Source organism: Rhodococcus sp. NBC_00294 (assembly GCF_036163995.1).
Classification (GTDB): domain Bacteria; phylum Actinomycetota; class Actinomycetes; order Mycobacteriales; family Mycobacteriaceae; genus Rhodococcoides.
Genome location: NZ_CP108043.1, coordinates 471,033 through 484,423, shown reverse-complemented (window position 1 = coordinate 484,423; position 13,391 = coordinate 471,033). Strand labels below are relative to the sequence as shown.

The window sequence follows — 13,391 nt, the reverse complement described above, 5'->3', positions numbered from 1 at the left end:
GATCCCTCCCGTGAGCGCCTCCGAGGACGCCGGAAGCTACTCGGCGGTAAGTTTTCGGCTCACCGCTCTGTTGCAGCTCAGCCCGACCCTTTACTCTTCAGACATGTCTCAACCTACTGTCTTCATCACCGGCGCAGCAGCCGGCATCGGGCGGGCCACCGCACTCACGTTCGCCGCCGCCGGGTACCACGTCGGTGCGTACGACATCGACGAGACGGGACTGGCCTCCCTCGCGAAGGAGATCGCGGCGAAGGGCTCGACGTCGACGACGGGAATCCTCGACGTCACCGACACCGCGCAGTTCACCGAGCGACTGAAGGAGTTCGACGAGGCGGCGGGCGGGCGACTCGACGTGCTCATCAACAACGCGGGCATCCTCATCGCGGGCCAGTTCGCCGAGCAGGCCATCGAGACGCACCGCAAGCAGTTCGACATCAACGTCGGCGGCGTGCTGAACGGGCTGCTCGAAGCGTTCCCGTACCTGAAGAAGACGCGCGGCGCCCAGGTGGTGAACCTGTGCTCCGCCTCCGCCATCTACGGCCAGCCCGAGCTCGCCACGTACGGCGCGACCAAGTTCGCGGTGCGCGGGCTCACCGAGGCGCTCGACCTCGAGTGGCACAAGCACGACATCGCCGTGAAGGCCATGTGGCCGCTCTTCGTCCAGACCGCCATGACCAAGGGGATCCAGACCGGCACCACCGGCTCGCTGGGCATCAAGCTGACCGCGCAGGACGTCGCCGACGCGATCTTCAAGTCGACGCAGCCCGCCAAGCGGATCTACCACAAGGTGCACTTCCCGGTGGGGCTCCCGTCCAAGGCACTGTCCATGGGCTCGCGGTTCTCCCCGGTCTGGCTGACCCGCGAGGTCAACCGCCGTCTGTCCCATTCCTGAGTTGACCGAGAACGACCGCAGCGACGAGGCGGGTGCCACCGAGTGGGGTGAGCACCCGCGCGGCGTACCCGCCTGGGACGTCGAGCGTGACGGGCCTCGGCCCACCGATCCCCGCTACGACCCGGAACTCCTCGACGAGGGGGATCGGCGCAACGTCGTCGACGCGTACCGGTACTGGACGCGCGAGGCCATCGTCGCGGACCTGGACACGCGCCGGCATCCGATGCACGTGGCCATCGAGAACTTCGCGCACGACGCCAACATCGGGACGGTCGTCCGCACGGCCAACGCGTTCGGCGCCGCCGCGGTGCACATCGTCGGGCGTCGGCGTTGGAACCGTCGCGGTGCGATGGTCACCGATCGCTACCAACACATCGAGCATCACGAGACCGTCGAGGCGCTGACGGCGTACGCGGCGGAGGCGGGCCTGACGGTGGTGGCCGTCGACAACGTGCCCGGGTCCGTCCCGCTCGAGACTGCCGTTCTCCCGCGGAATGCGCTGCTGCTCTTCGGTCAGGAGGGCCCGGGCGTGACCGACGACGCGCGCGCCGCCGCGTCGATGACGGTGTCCATCGCGCAGTTCGGCTCCACCCGCAGTATCAATGCCGGTGTCGCAGCCGGGATCACGATGCACGCCTGGATCCGGCAGCACGCGGATCCCGACCTGGCCTGGTGACCGTGCCCGACGGCTCCCGAGCCGAGGGGTACTGGCAGGATCGAATCATGCACGACACGTGGTCCTCCAGGGCGGACGCCGCCGAGGAGGCCGTCTTCTCTCGCCACGTCCGCCGTCTGTGGGGACTGCCGGGGACGGCGTTGGGTGTCGTGGCGTGGCCGCCGGTCCGACGGGAGCGGCTGTTCTTCCGCTGGCACTACTGGTGGCAGGCGCACCTCATCGACTGTGTGGTCGACGCCGAGGAGCGGGCGCCGTCGGCGCGCCGCCGACGACGGCTGGCCCGGATCGCGCGCACCCACCGGCTGCGCAACCTCACCGGCTGGACCAACTCGTACTACGACGACATGGCGTGGCTGGGGCTGTCCCTCGAGCGAGCGCAGCGTCTGCACCTCGTCGACAATCGCACCGCGATCGCGGCCCTGGAGTCGGAACTGTTCGACGCCTGGGATCCGGCGCACGGGGGCGGTATCCGCTGGTCCAGGAAGAGCGACTTCTTCAACGTGCCGGCCAACGGCCCGGCGGCGGTGCTGCTCGCACGGACCGGCAAGCTGTGGCGCGCCCAGGCCATGGCCGACTGGATCGACGCGACTCTCGTCGATCCGACGACCCATCTCGTGCTCGACGGCATCCACGCCGACGGCCGCGTCGAGACGCCGATCTACTCCTACTGCCAGGGCGTCGTGCTCGGCGCCGAGACCGAACTCGCGATCAGCCTCGGTGACGACAAGCACCGCGAGCGCGTGCATCGACTCGTCGCCGCCGTGCAGCAGCACCTCACGAAAGACGGCGTGATCATCGGCGGCGGGGGAGGGGACGGCGGCCTGTTCAACGGGATCCTCGCCCGGTACCTCGCACTGGTGGCGACGTCGCTGCCCGGAGACGACGACGAGGACCACGAGGCGCGCTCGGTCGCCGCCGACATCGTGCTGGCGTCGGCGGAGGCCGCGTGGGACAACTGCCTGTCCATCGAGGGCCTGCCGCTGTTCGGGAGCGACTGGTCCGCCATCGCCAAGCTGCCCTCGTTCGGTGCGTCGATCGCCCGGTTCAGCGCCGGCACCGTCACGTCGTCGTCCGTGCCGGAGCGCGACTTCTCCGTCCAGCTCGGCGGCTGGATGTTGATGGAGGCGGCGCACAGCCTCGGCTGAACGTCAGCCGTCAGAGATCGTGCACTTCGGTGGTCTCCACCGGCTTCTTCATCTCCTTGCGGTACTGGTACAGACCGAAGATGGTGCCGACCACGATCGAGACGATCATCAGCGTGAGCACGGTGGGGAACAGCCACGACACCTTGTCGAGCACTGCTCCGAAGTAGAACCCGATCAGCAGCAGCACGGGTGCCCAGATGAGCGCACCCAGCGTGCTGGCGATGGTGTAGCGGCGGTGGTTCATCCCACCGGCACCGGCGACCATCGGGCACAGGGTCCGCACCCACGGGATCCAGCGCGCGACGAGCACCGCCCAGAAGCCGTGCTTCTCGAGAAGTCGGTTGACCTTCTCCAGATTCGCGGTGTTGACGTACTTGCCGTTCTTGCGCGCCACGAGGCGATGACCGGTGCGTTTACCGATCATGTACCCCACCTGATTACCGGCGATGGCGGCCAGGAACGCGCCCGCGGACAGCGCCCACACGTGCGAGGTGCCCGAGGCGTGGGCGGCCAGTCCGATACCGGCGGTGATCAGCAGCGAGTCGCCGGGAAGGAAGAGGCCCACGATGACGGCGCACTCGAGGAACACGAAGGACACCACGATGAGCCAGACCAGGGTGGGTCCGGCCGATTCGAGGAATCCCATCGCGCCGCCTTCGGCGAGCACGGTGCTACCGGCGAGAAGCATGAACGGGGGACCGATCTACGAGGACGAGTCGCGCGGAGCGGGCTCGGTGCGCTGGACGGGCTCGGACCACTGAGCTGGTTCCGACCGCTGAGCAGTGTCCGACCTCTGGGCCGGCTCGGACCACTTGGACGGCTCGACCTTGCCGTCGAGCTTGCCGTCGAACGCGTCGACGGCCTCACCCAGCGGGGTGCGGCGCGAGGAGACGATCCGCTTGCCGACCTCCCAGGCGATGGGCAGGACGGACACGGCGACGATGAGCAGGAAGATGATGTCGACGTTGTCGCGGATGACGGCGATCTGGCCCAGCAGGTAGCCGAGCAGCGTGACGCCCGAGCCCCAGACGATGCCGCCGACGACGTTGTAGGTGATGAACGTGCGGTAGCGCATGCCCGAGGCGCCGGCCACGACCGGCGCGAACGTACGCACGATGGGCACGAAGCGCGCCAGGAAGATGGTGATGGGACCGTGCTTCTCGAAGAACGCGTGCGACTCGTCGATGTAGCGCTTTTTCAGGAAGCGGGCGTCGTCCGTGAACAGGCCCGTGCCGGCCTTCTTGCCGATCAGATATCCCGCCTGATCACCCAGCACCGCGGCGATCGGAATGGTCACCAACAGCACCCACAGCGGCGCGAACGGCTCGATCTCCGCGCTCTTCGACGCGGCGATCAGACCGGCCGTGAACAGCAGCGAATCGCCCGGGAGCAGCGGGAACAGCAGGCCCGACTCGATGAACACCACCAGCAGCAGACCGACCAGGACCCAGGTGCCGAACGAGTTCAGCAGGTTGACGGGATCGAGGAACCCCGGCAGCAGGGCGAGGTCGGTCACGGAGGCGGCCACGGTAGTCACAAGCGCCCACAGTACCGGCGAGAGCAGCCGATACCCGCACGCCGAGTGGCGGGTAGTACAACTCACGAGCAACTCTCAGCAACTACCGGCGAGTAGATCGGGCAGGGCGCGACCGGCGTCACCTCGGTTGACATACTGCTAGTGACCGCACCTGATCGGGTGCCCCGTTCGCTCACCGTGGAGGTTTCTTCGTGCCGATCGCAACTCCCGAGGTGTACGCCGAGATGCTCGGCCGCGCCAAGGAACACAAGTTCGCTTTTCCCGCCATCAACTGCGTGGGATCCGAGTCCGTCAACGCGGCCATCAAGGGCTTCGCCGACGCGGGCAGCGACGGCATCATCCAGTTCTCCACCGGTGGCGCGGAGTTCGCGTCCGGCCTCGGTGTGAAGGACATGGTCACCGGCGCCGTCGCGCTCGCCGAGTTCGCCCACGTCGTCGCCGCGAAGTACGACGTCACCATCGCGCTGCACACCGACCATTGCCCCAAGGACAAGCTGGACACCTACGTGCGTCCGCTCCTCGCGGTGTCGCAGGAGCGCGTCGACGCCGGGAAGAACCCCCTCTTCCAGTCGCACATGTGGGACGGCTCCGCGGTGCCGATCGACGAGAACCTCGAGATCGCCAAGGATCTGCTGGCCCGGGCCGCCGCGGCGCGCATCATCCTGGAGATCGAGATCGGCGTGGTCGGCGGCGAGGAGGACGGCGTCGAGGCGGAGATCAACGACAAGCTGTACACCTCGAACGAGGACTTCCTGAAGACGGTCGAGGCGCTCGGTGCCGGCGATGCCGGATCGCGCTACCTGTTGGCCGCGACGTTCGGCAACGTCCACGGCGTCTACAAGCCGGGCAACGTCAAGCTCAAGCCGTCGGTGCTCGCGGACGGCCAGCGCGTCGCCACCGAGAAGCTCGGACTCGCTGCCGGCTCCAAGCCCTTCGACTTCGTCTTCCACGGCGGCTCGGGCTCGGCCAAGAGCGAGATCGAGGAGGCCCTCGAGTACGGCGTCGTGAAGATGAACGTCGACACCGACACCCAGTACGCGTTCAGTCGGCCCATCGCCGGCCACTTCTTCAGCAACTACGACGGCGTGCTGAAGGTCGACGGCGAGGTGGGCAACAAGAAGGCCTACGACCCGCGCAGCTACCTCAAGAAGGCCGAGGCCGGTATGACGGCGCGCGTCGTCGAGGCGTGCAACGACCTGAAGTCCGCCGGTCGGAGTGTGTCAGCGGGCTGACGAGCGCGGTCAGGCGCAGACCTTCCAGGTCTCGCCGTCCAGCGCGAGGTCGAACGTGCGCGCCGAGGGCTCCGCGCCCTCGGTGCGCGCGGTGACCTGTGCGATCGCCGTCGTCTGATCCGGCGGTTCCGCTTCGGTGATCTGAATGGTGTCGACGCTCTGTACCACCGGCACCGTTCCGGATGCGACGGCGGCGTCGTGCGTCGCGGCGAAGTCGGCCTCGGAGATGCCGCCGTAGAAGGACGCCAGCGCGCCGCACGTGACGCCGCGCAGAGCGGTCAGGTCGCCGTCACGCAACGCCGTGGTGAAGGTGTCGATCGAGGTGCGGATCTTCTCGTCGTCGCTCGGACCCGTGACGCTCGTGCCGCCACGCAGCAGTGCGAACGCCACGACACCCGCGATCGCCAGCAGGGCCACGAGGGCCGCCGCGATCCACGGTCCGCGCCGCCGTCCACCGGAGCGTGTCGACACCTTCTTCGGTGCGGCGCTGGGTTCGATGCGGCGCGGTGCGGCGGGGCGCGAGTTATCCGGGGACACGCGTGCACCTTATCCAGCGCCCGACGTCTCCCGCGCGCTCCGTGGGAGACTGTCGTCATGACTTCCTTCGGTGATCTCCTCGGTCCCCAGCCCACCCTGCTGCCCGGCGACGACGAGGCCGAGTCCGCTCTGCTGAACCACACGGCCCCCGAGGAGGTGGCCGCGGCGCACCCCACCGCGTCGATCGCGTGGGCCTACCTCGCCGAGGCCGCCCTGTCCGACGGCCGCACCATCACCGCGTACGCCTACGCACGCACCGGCTACCACCGCGGGCTCGACCAGCTGCGTCGCAACGGCTGGAAGGGCTTCGGACCTGTGCCGTACAGCCACGAGCCCAACCGCGGCTTCCTGCGCTGCGTGGCCGTCCTGGCCCGCGCCGCGCAGTCGATCGGGGAGACGGACGAGTACGCCCGCTGCCTCGACCTGCTCGAGGACTGCGATCCGCGCGCCGCGGACGAACTCGGCGTCGGCTAGCACCAGCTTCATGGGCCGATTCGGGAGCTACCCACGATTCACGGCCCCGCATCTCGGCCTGCGCACCCGCGGTTCCGCGCGGATCGACGCGTCGCTGCGGCGACTGAGTGTCTCCGGGTTGCCGATCATCCAGTGCGCGCTCGCCGCGGGCATCGCGTGGTTCGTGGCGACGGACGTCGTCGGGCACGTCACGCCCTTCTTCGCACCGATCGCGGCCGTCGTCTCGCTCGGTGTGTCCCTCGGGGCGCGGATGCGACGCTCGGCCGAACTCGTCGTCGGCGTCACGGTCGGCATCGGTGTCGGTGACGCGATCATCGCCCTCATCGGGACCGGCCCGTGGCAGATCGCCCTGGTCGTCGCGCTCGCGATGTCGACCGCCGTCTTCCTCGACAGCGGCGCCATCATCGCGATGCAGGCGGGATCGTCGGCCGTGCTGGTGGCGACGCTCATCCCGCCGGGCAACGCCGGCGGACTCAACCGCATGGTCGACGCGTTGATCGGCGGTCTGGTGGGACTCGCCGTCGTCGCCGTCGTGCCGACGCACCCCGTGCGCCGCGCACGCAAGGACGCGGCCACCGTCATCGCCACGTCGGGCCGGGTACTGCAACTCGTCGCGGACGGTCTCCTGGCCAACGACGCGGAACCGATCGCCAAGGCGCTGAAGGCTGCGCGCGCCACACAACCGGCCATCGACGCGATGCGCACCGATCTCAAGGGCGGGCGCGAGATCAGCCGCATCTCCCCGCTGTACTGGAACAGCAAGCAGCGCTTGGCCGAGCTCGCCGCGACGGCGGATCCGTTGGACAACGCGGTGCGCAACATCCGGGTTCTCGCCAGGCGCTCCCTGTCCCTGGTGCGCGACGACGAGATTCTCGACCCCCGATTGGTCGACCTCGTCGAGAAGCTCGCGCAGGCCACCGAGGTGGTGCGGAAGATGATGCTCGCGGATCCCGGCGAGCAACCCGACCGAGCCGAGGCAGCGCGGGTTCTCCGGCACGTGGCAGTCGGTGCGAAGGCGGAGCTCATGCAGGACGCCGGCCTGTCCGCGGTGGTGGTGCTCGCGCAGATACGGTCCATCGTCGTCGACCTGCTCCAGGTGGCAGGGCTCTCGCGGATCTCCGCGCTGGCGACCCTGCCCCCGACCGTCGACCACCCCGCCGTGCCGCCGGAGCTCGACTACTAGGTTCCCGCTGCCGTTCCGTGTTCCCGCGGACGCTGCAACCCCTCCTCGAGTACGGAAGCCCCGCGGGAGCTGCCGGTACACAGGACGAAGATGCTCCACAGGCGGGCGACATGAAGGCGTGTCCCCGTCCGCGCGTGATCGACACTCACCGCCATGGACCTGCACCGCCGCGCGACCGGTGACGTGACAGATGCGGCGCTGCGCGGTCTGGTGAGGCGCGGCGAACTGGTCCGCGTGAGCCGCGGCTCCTACGGCCCCGGCTCGGAGTGGGCGTCGGCATCACCAGACGAGCGCTACCGCCTGCGCGTGCTCGGAGTCATGGCGGGACGCACCGCGGTGGCCGTCGCCAGTCACGAGTCCGCGGCGGCGCTGCATCGGCTCCCCCTTCTCGCTCCCGACCGAGACCGAGTGCATGTGAGCGTCGACGGTCGAGGAGGTGGTGCGTCGACGAGGAGGGTCGCCGAGCACCGGGTGCCGCTGTCCCCGCTGGACGTCACCACCGTCGACGGTGTGCAGGTCACGACGCCGACGCGGACGGCGCTCGACATCGCGTGCACAGTGGGACTCGATCGTGCGCTGTGCGCTGTCGAGTCCGCACTCCGCACGGAGGCGCCGGATCTGCAGGAGTGCCTCGCACGGCTCGGGCGCCGTCGCGGCATCGCCACCGCCCGCCGCGCGGTGGACCTCGCGAGCCCTCTCACCGAGAGCATCGGCGAATCGTGGAGCCGAGCCCTGATGATGCAGTGGCCCGAGATTCCCTCGCCGAGGCTGCAGCATCGCTTCCTCGACGATCGTGGTCGCATCGTGGCCCGCACCGATTTCGACTGGGACGGTCGGCTGGTGGGCGAGTTCGACGGGCTGACGAAGTATCGCGGCGGAGCACAGTCGGTGATCGACGAGAAGCTGCGCGAGGACGCCCTCCGCGCGCTCGGCTGCCATGTGGTGCGGTGGACGTGGGACGACCTGCGTCATCCCGAACGGCTACGGCGTCTGCTCGCGGCCGGGATGGCCATCGCGTTCCGCTGACGCCGGAGGTCTCTGGGTTCCCGCTGCCGTTCCGTGTTCCCGCGGAGGCTGCAACCCCTCCTCGAGTACGGAAGCCCTGCGGGAAGCGTGACTCACCATATGCACACATTCGCATGTATGGTCTCGATCATGGGAGCGGGGCACGGACATGCGCACACACCGGCGGCTGGTGAGGCCGGCACCGGGCGGCTGCGACGCATGGGGATCGCGTGGTTCGTGCTCGTCGCGTTCTTCGCCCTCGAGCTGACCGTCGGCCTGATCATCAACTCGCTGGGCCTGCTCGCCGATGCCGGGCACATGCTCACCGACATCATCGGCATGTCGATGGGCCTCGTCGCGCTCACGATGGCCCGGCGCGGATCGAGTTCCGCTGCACGGACATTCGGGTGGCACCGGGCCGAGGTCCTCACCGCTGTCGCCAACGCGGTGCTGCTGCTCGGGGTCGCGGTCTTCATCTTCGTCGAGGCGATCCGCCGCATCGGGGACCAGCCGGACATCCCGGGCCTCGCGATGGTGCTGACGGCCGCCGCGGGACTCGTCGCCAACATCGTCGTCATGCTGCTCATCCGCGCCGACGCGAAGGACTCCATCGCGGTACGCGGGGCCTATCTCGAGGTGCTCGCGGACACCGTGGGCAGCGTCGGGGTGCTCGTCGCCGGTGTGCTGCTCCTGGCGTTCGACTGGACGTGGGCGGACATCGTCGTGGGTATCGCCATCTCGCTGTGGGTGGTGCCGCGGGCACTCTCGCTCGCCGGCCAGTCGTTGCGCATCCTCACGCAGGCCAGCCCGTCGTCGGTGGACATCGGTGCGCTCGAGGCCGATCTGCGGGCGCTGCCCGGAGTCGTCGACGTCCACGACCTGCACGTCTGGACCCTCACCACCGGCATGGACGTCGCCACGGTGCACATCACGTCGGACGGTTCCGGATCGGTGATGCTGGCCCGCGGGAAGGAAGTGCTCTCGGCCTACGGCCTGGACCACGCCACCGTGCAGGTCGAGCCCGCGGTGCACGGTGCCACCTGCCGCGACGAGCTCACCTGGTAGCAGGCCGGCCGGGATGGTGACAGGCATCGGAACACCTGTGCGACCATGACACGGCAGGTCAGTACCTGCGACGTGCTGGCGAGGGGAATCCGGTGAGAATCCGGAACGGTCGCGCCACTGTGAGCGGGCCTCGTCGTCCGTGAGTCAGATCGCCGATCCGGCACGTGAGACTCGAATCGGACGCGCAATCTGAGGAGTTCCACTCGTGCACATCGCCGAGGGTTTTCTGCCACCCGTTCACGCGGCAGTCTGGACGTGCGCCGCGGCGCCGTTCGTCGTTCACGGCGCTCGCGCCGTCGTCGTCCAGGTCCGGGAGAACCCCCGCAGCCGTCTGCTGCTGGGTGCTGCCGGTGCCTTCACCTTCGTTCTCTCCGCCATCAAGCTGCCGTCCGTCACGGGCAGCTCGAGTCATCCCACCGGAACTGGGCTGGGGGCGGTGTTGTTCAAGCCGCCGGTCATGGCGTTCCTGGGCACGGTGGTGTTGCTCTTCCAGGCGTTGCTGCTCGCGCACGGCGGCCTGACGACGCTGGGCGCCAACGCGTTCTCCATGGCGATCGTCGGCCCGTGGGTGGGGTACGCCGCGTTCCGTCTCACCGGCAGGCTGGGCGGTGGTCTGTCGCTGTCGGTGTTCTTCGCGATGATGCTGGCCGACCTGTCGACGTACTGCACAACGTCGGTGCAGATCGCGCTCGCGTTCCCGGATCCGCAGAGCGGCGTACTCGGAGCCGTCACCAAGTTCCTGTCCATCTTCGCTGTCACCCAGATTCCGCTCGCCATCGCGGAGGGCCTGCTGGGTGTGCTGGTGTTCCGCGTCCTGCGGACCGTGGCGACGCCGGAGCTGCGGGACCTCGGAGTGCTGCGCCGCGAGAAGGGTGCCGTCGATGCGTAGGAACGTCGTGATCAACCTGCTGCTCGTCCTCGGGATCGTCCTCATCGTCGGCGCCGCGCTGGTGCTCGACGCGGGACGCAGCGGCGACGAGGAGCGGTTCGTCGGTACCGATTCGGCCGCCACGTCGCAGATCGAGGAGGACCACCCGGACTACGTGCCGTGGTTCGAGTCGGTGTTCTCGCCGACGTCGGGCGAGGTGGAGTCGGGTCTCTTCGCGCTGCAGGCCGCGCTGGGTGGGCTCGTCCTCGGGTACGTGCTGGCGGCGCTGCGCGGTCGGCGCAAGCTCGACGCGCTCCGCACCGAACTCGAACGGACGTAGGTGCAGGGTCTCGCGGTCGACGACGCGGCCTGGGCCAGTCCGTGGCGCACGCGCGCGGTGGGGGACAAGGCGGCACTGTCGCTGGGTCTCGTGCTGTGCGCGCTGCTGCTCCCGCCGTGGCCCGGCGCGCTGATCGTCACGGTGGTCGCGCTCGGTGCGGCCGTCGGGGCTGCCCGCACACCGCTCCGGCCGGTGCTGCGTGCGCTCACCGCGCCCGCAGCCTTCATCGCCCTCGGCGCCGTCTCCGTCGCCGTCACGGTGACCGCCACGCCGGACTGGAGTGTCGGGGTCACGGCCGACAGCGCGCGACGAGCGCTGGAGGTGTCCGGTCACGCGATCGCCGGGACGTCGGCCGTGCTCCTGCTGGCCGTCACGACACCGATGATCGACATCCTGACCGGGTTGCGACGGCTGCGGGTACCGCAGGCATGCATCGACGTCGCCGCCGTGATGTACCGCTTCCTGTTCGTGCTGCTGTCGTCGGTACGTACCATCCGCCAGTCGCAGACCGCCCGCCTCGGCTACTCGTCGCCGCGCCGGTCGCTGCATTCCGCGGGTCTGCTGACGGCCGCCGTGCTGATCAAGTCGTGGGACCGGGCCTCGCGGCTCGAGGCGGGGCTGGCGGGTCGCGAGTTCGGCGACGCGGTCTCGGCGGATCCGGTCGACCGGCAGCGCAGTTCGCCGAGCTTCCTGGTGACCGTCGTGGCGGTGCTGGGAGCCGTGGTGGCGCTGTCCCTGCTGGGACATCGCGCATGAGCCACCGCACTCTCACCGCCCGCGACCTCGAGGTGCGGTATCAGGGCGGGCCGCCGGTGTTGGCCGGCGCGAGCCTGAGCGTTCCCGCCGCGGCGAGGGTGGCGCTCCTGGGCGCCAACGGCTCGGGCAAGACGACCCTGCTGCGGTGCCTGTCCGGAGCGATCGTTCCCGATGGCGGACGGGTGGAGATCGACGACGTCGCACTGCGCCACAGCCGGTCGGGCCTGCGGGCACATCGCCAGGAAGTGCAATTGGTGCTGCAGGATCCGGACGATCAGTTGTTCTCGGTCGACGTGTACCGAGACGTCGCCTACGGTCCGGTGAACCTCGGCCTGGGGCCCGACGAGGTGCGCGAGCGCACGGAGGCGGCGCTCGAGGTGATGGGCATCGACCATCTGCGGTCCCGGCCGACGCACCAGCTGTCCTACGGTGAGCGCAAGCGCGTCGCGACGGCCGGCGCCGTGGCCATGCGGCCGTGCATTCTGTTGCTCGACGAACCGACGGCCGGGCTCGATCCGCAGGGCGTCGACGAGATGTTCGCTGCGCTGCACCGCCTGGAGAATCACCACACGACCGTGGTGCTGTCGACACACGACGTGGCCCTGGCGCTGGAGTGGTCGCACTCGGTCGCCGTGGTCGTGGACGGCGCTGTGGTGCAGGGGGATCCCGTGACGTTGCTGTCGGACATCGACCTGCTGGGACGGGCCAGGTTGCGGACACCGTGGCCGTTGGCGCTCGCGGCGGACCTCGTCCGGGACGGAATGCTCGAACCGGGATCGCGACCACGGGACGCCGAAGAACTACGAAAGATGCTGAGCAGCAGTATCAGTCGGCGCTAACGTACGAGCAACCACTGCTTGTCGTGGCGGTAGATGGTGGACCTGGTGGTCTCGCGGGGGATGTCGATGCCGTCCTTCGTCAGACGCGCCGCCGTGGCTCCGAGTTGCATCGCCCGGCCGGTGATCCAGCGGCGGCGGAACAGTCCGCGCTTGCCCTGCACCCGAGCTCGGAGTCCCGGCATCTCGAGCGTCGGGGTGACCTCGATGCCCGGCACCTCACCGGAGAAGAGCTTGGTGTCGTCGACGTAGGCCTCGCCGACGAGGTGGCCCGACGGCCCCGAGACGGTGGCGAGTCCGACGACGGCCGATCCGGCGTCGTCACGGATGAGGGGAGTGGGGGAGGCGGTGCCGGACAGCGCGACCTTGGCGGCGCGCGATCCGGTGCCGACGCGGAAGAGGTGGCTGGCCTCGCTGGCGGTCTCGGCGACGTAGGCGAGCTCGATGTCGAGTCGGTCGCGCCGCATCAACCGGGTGAGGACGGCGGCGAGCGAGGCGTCGGTGCCGAGCACGATCAGCCGGGGGTCGTGTACCGCGTCGAGTTCGGCGAGCAGGGCGTCGCACTCCTCCTTCGACGGCACCTCGGGTACCGCGGTGAGCGGTAGCGAGGACAGCGCGATGGGCAGCAAGGGCCTGCCGCACTGCAAGACGAACGGAGTCACGCGAATTCCTTCTCAGCCGGACGGGTCTGCCCCACCCTAATCAGGACACGGTCGTCGTGGACCCCGGGAAGGCGCTTGCCCGGTCTCGATTTCGCGTCGCTTTGACCGTGCCGCCGCGACAGAAGACCAGGCAGTACGGTGTGCGGTCGGCTGTGAGCGGCACGTGTCGTCTCGGGCGGTACA

16 protein-coding genes and 1 riboswitch are annotated in these 13,391 nt (G+C 69.3%); of the genes, 12 read left to right on the top strand and 4 right to left on the bottom strand.

Features of this window, described 5'->3' with window-relative positions:
• Window positions 1-103 precede the first annotated feature (103 nt).
• Genes OHB23_RS02255 through OHB23_RS02245 form a run of 3 tightly spaced genes read left to right on the top strand, consistent with a single transcriptional unit; the run spans window position 104 to window position 2,713 of the window.
• Window positions 104-892 carry an SDR family oxidoreductase gene (locus tag OHB23_RS02255; protein ID WP_027506419.1) on the top strand — a complete coding sequence of 263 codons (789 nt, stop codon included), beginning with the start codon at window positions 104-106 and terminating at the stop codon, window positions 890-892.
• Between the two features lies 1 nt (window position 893).
• Window positions 894-1,568 (top strand): TrmH family RNA methyltransferase, encoded by a 675-nt coding sequence (locus OHB23_RS02250; RefSeq protein WP_027506418.1) that lies wholly within the window; start codon window positions 894-896, stop codon window positions 1,566-1,568.
• 47 nt (window positions 1,569-1,615) lie between these two features.
• Complete coding sequence (locus OHB23_RS02245) at window positions 1,616-2,713, top strand: glycoside hydrolase family 76 protein (protein ID WP_222638853.1); 1,098 nt, start codon at window positions 1,616-1,618, stop codon at window positions 2,711-2,713.
• Window positions 2,714-2,723: 10 nt separating this feature from the next.
• Here OHB23_RS02245 and OHB23_RS02240 read toward each other — a convergent pair whose 3' ends face one another.
• Both OHB23_RS02240 and OHB23_RS02235 read right to left on the bottom strand, forming a co-directional pair.
• On the bottom strand, window positions 2,724-3,401 hold the full coding sequence (locus tag OHB23_RS02240; protein ID WP_051613508.1) for a DedA family protein: 678 nt from the start codon (window positions 3,399-3,401) through the stop codon (window positions 2,724-2,726).
• 15 nt (window positions 3,402-3,416) lie between these two features.
• Window positions 3,417-4,250 (bottom strand): DedA family protein, encoded by an 834-nt coding sequence (locus OHB23_RS02235; RefSeq protein WP_231476412.1) that lies wholly within the window; start codon window positions 4,248-4,250, stop codon window positions 3,417-3,419.
• 191 nt (window positions 4,251-4,441) lie between these two features.
• Here OHB23_RS02235 and fbaA point away from each other — a divergent pair, with 191 nt between their 5' ends.
• The gene (gene fbaA, locus OHB23_RS02230; RefSeq protein WP_027506415.1) at window positions 4,442-5,482 is read left to right on the top strand and encodes a class II fructose-bisphosphate aldolase; all 1,041 of its coding nucleotides are present in this window, start codon (window positions 4,442-4,444) and stop codon (window positions 5,480-5,482) included.
• 9 nt (window positions 5,483-5,491) lie between these two features.
• Here the strand turns inward: fbaA and OHB23_RS02225 are convergent, their stop codons facing one another.
• Window positions 5,492-6,019, bottom strand: coding sequence for an Rv0361 family membrane protein (locus OHB23_RS02225; RefSeq protein ID WP_222638852.1), 528 nt, complete (start codon window positions 6,017-6,019; stop codon window positions 5,492-5,494).
• Between the two features lie 57 nt (window positions 6,020-6,076).
• On the opposite strand from OHB23_RS02225, the gene OHB23_RS02220 reads away from it, so the two are divergent.
• The 8 genes from OHB23_RS02220 (at window position 6,077) to OHB23_RS02185 (ending at window position 12,549) form a co-directional block, all read left to right on the top strand.
• On the top strand, window positions 6,077-6,493 hold the full coding sequence (locus OHB23_RS02220) for a DUF3151 domain-containing protein (protein WP_027506413.1): 417 nt from the start codon (window positions 6,077-6,079) through the stop codon (window positions 6,491-6,493).
• A 10-nt stretch (window positions 6,494-6,503) separates the two neighbouring features.
• Complete coding sequence (locus tag OHB23_RS02215) at window positions 6,504-7,676, top strand: FUSC family protein (RefSeq protein ID WP_204869801.1); 1,173 nt, start codon at window positions 6,504-6,506, stop codon at window positions 7,674-7,676.
• A 153-nt stretch (window positions 7,677-7,829) separates the two neighbouring features.
• Window positions 7,830-8,702, top strand: coding sequence for a type IV toxin-antitoxin system AbiEi family antitoxin domain-containing protein (locus OHB23_RS02210; RefSeq protein ID WP_328810788.1), 873 nt, complete (start codon window positions 7,830-7,832; stop codon window positions 8,700-8,702).
• A gap of 129 nt (window positions 8,703-8,831) precedes the next feature.
• Window positions 8,832-9,746: a cation diffusion facilitator family transporter gene (locus tag OHB23_RS02205; RefSeq protein WP_222633144.1), complete on the top strand. Its 915-nt coding sequence runs from the start codon at window positions 8,832-8,834 to the stop codon at window positions 9,744-9,746.
• 57 nt (window positions 9,747-9,803) lie between these two features.
• A riboswitch (adenosylcobalamin (AdoCbl) riboswitch) is annotated at window positions 9,804-9,950 on the top strand.
• A 1-nt stretch (window position 9,951) separates the two neighbouring features.
• The gene (locus OHB23_RS02200; protein ID WP_204869804.1) at window positions 9,952-10,635 is read left to right on the top strand and encodes an energy-coupling factor ABC transporter permease; all 684 of its coding nucleotides are present in this window, start codon (window positions 9,952-9,954) and stop codon (window positions 10,633-10,635) included.
• Window positions 10,628-10,954 carry an energy-coupling factor ABC transporter substrate-binding protein gene (locus tag OHB23_RS02195; protein ID WP_222638850.1) on the top strand — a complete coding sequence of 109 codons (327 nt, stop codon included), beginning with the start codon at window positions 10,628-10,630 and terminating at the stop codon, window positions 10,952-10,954. The genes OHB23_RS02200 and OHB23_RS02195 overlap by 8 nt, the downstream gene beginning before the upstream one ends.
• Entirely contained in the window at window positions 10,955-11,710 is a 756-nt protein-coding gene (gene cbiQ / locus OHB23_RS02190) for a cobalt ECF transporter T component CbiQ (RefSeq protein WP_027506408.1), read from the top strand.
• Window positions 11,707-12,549 (top strand): energy-coupling factor ABC transporter ATP-binding protein, encoded by an 843-nt coding sequence (locus tag OHB23_RS02185; protein WP_037186296.1) that lies wholly within the window; start codon window positions 11,707-11,709, stop codon window positions 12,547-12,549. Before cbiQ ends, OHB23_RS02185 begins: the two co-directional genes overlap by 4 nt.
• Here the strand turns inward: OHB23_RS02185 and OHB23_RS02180 are convergent.
• A complete protein-coding gene (locus OHB23_RS02180; protein ID WP_027506407.1) occupies window positions 12,546-13,208 on the bottom strand; it encodes a hypothetical protein in 663 nt (220 codons plus the stop codon). The genes OHB23_RS02185 and OHB23_RS02180 overlap by 4 nt on opposite strands.
• Between the last annotated feature and the right edge of the window lie 183 nt (window positions 13,209-13,391).

Coding starts and splice junctions, on each gene's coding strand:
- OHB23_RS02255 (WP_027506419.1), top strand. CDS start 104: ATGTCTCAACCTACTGTCTTCATCACCGGCGCAGCAGCCGGCATCGGG.
- OHB23_RS02245 (WP_222638853.1), top strand. CDS start 1,616: ATGCACGACACGTGGTCCTCCAGGGCGGACGCCGCCGAGGAGGCCGTC.
- OHB23_RS02240 (WP_051613508.1), bottom strand. CDS start 3,401: ATGCTTCTCGCCGGTAGCACCGTGCTCGCCGAAGGCGGCGCGATGGGA.
- OHB23_RS02220 (WP_027506413.1), top strand. CDS start 6,077: ATGACTTCCTTCGGTGATCTCCTCGGTCCCCAGCCCACCCTGCTGCCC.
- OHB23_RS02215 (WP_204869801.1), top strand. CDS start 6,504: ATGGGCCGATTCGGGAGCTACCCACGATTCACGGCCCCGCATCTCGGC.
- OHB23_RS02210 (WP_328810788.1), top strand. CDS start 7,830: ATGGACCTGCACCGCCGCGCGACCGGTGACGTGACAGATGCGGCGCTG.
- OHB23_RS02205 (WP_222633144.1), top strand. CDS start 8,832: ATGGGAGCGGGGCACGGACATGCGCACACACCGGCGGCTGGTGAGGCC.
- OHB23_RS02195 (WP_222638850.1), top strand. CDS start 10,628: ATGCGTAGGAACGTCGTGATCAACCTGCTGCTCGTCCTCGGGATCGTC.
- OHB23_RS02185 (WP_037186296.1), top strand. CDS start 11,707: ATGAGCCACCGCACTCTCACCGCCCGCGACCTCGAGGTGCGGTATCAG.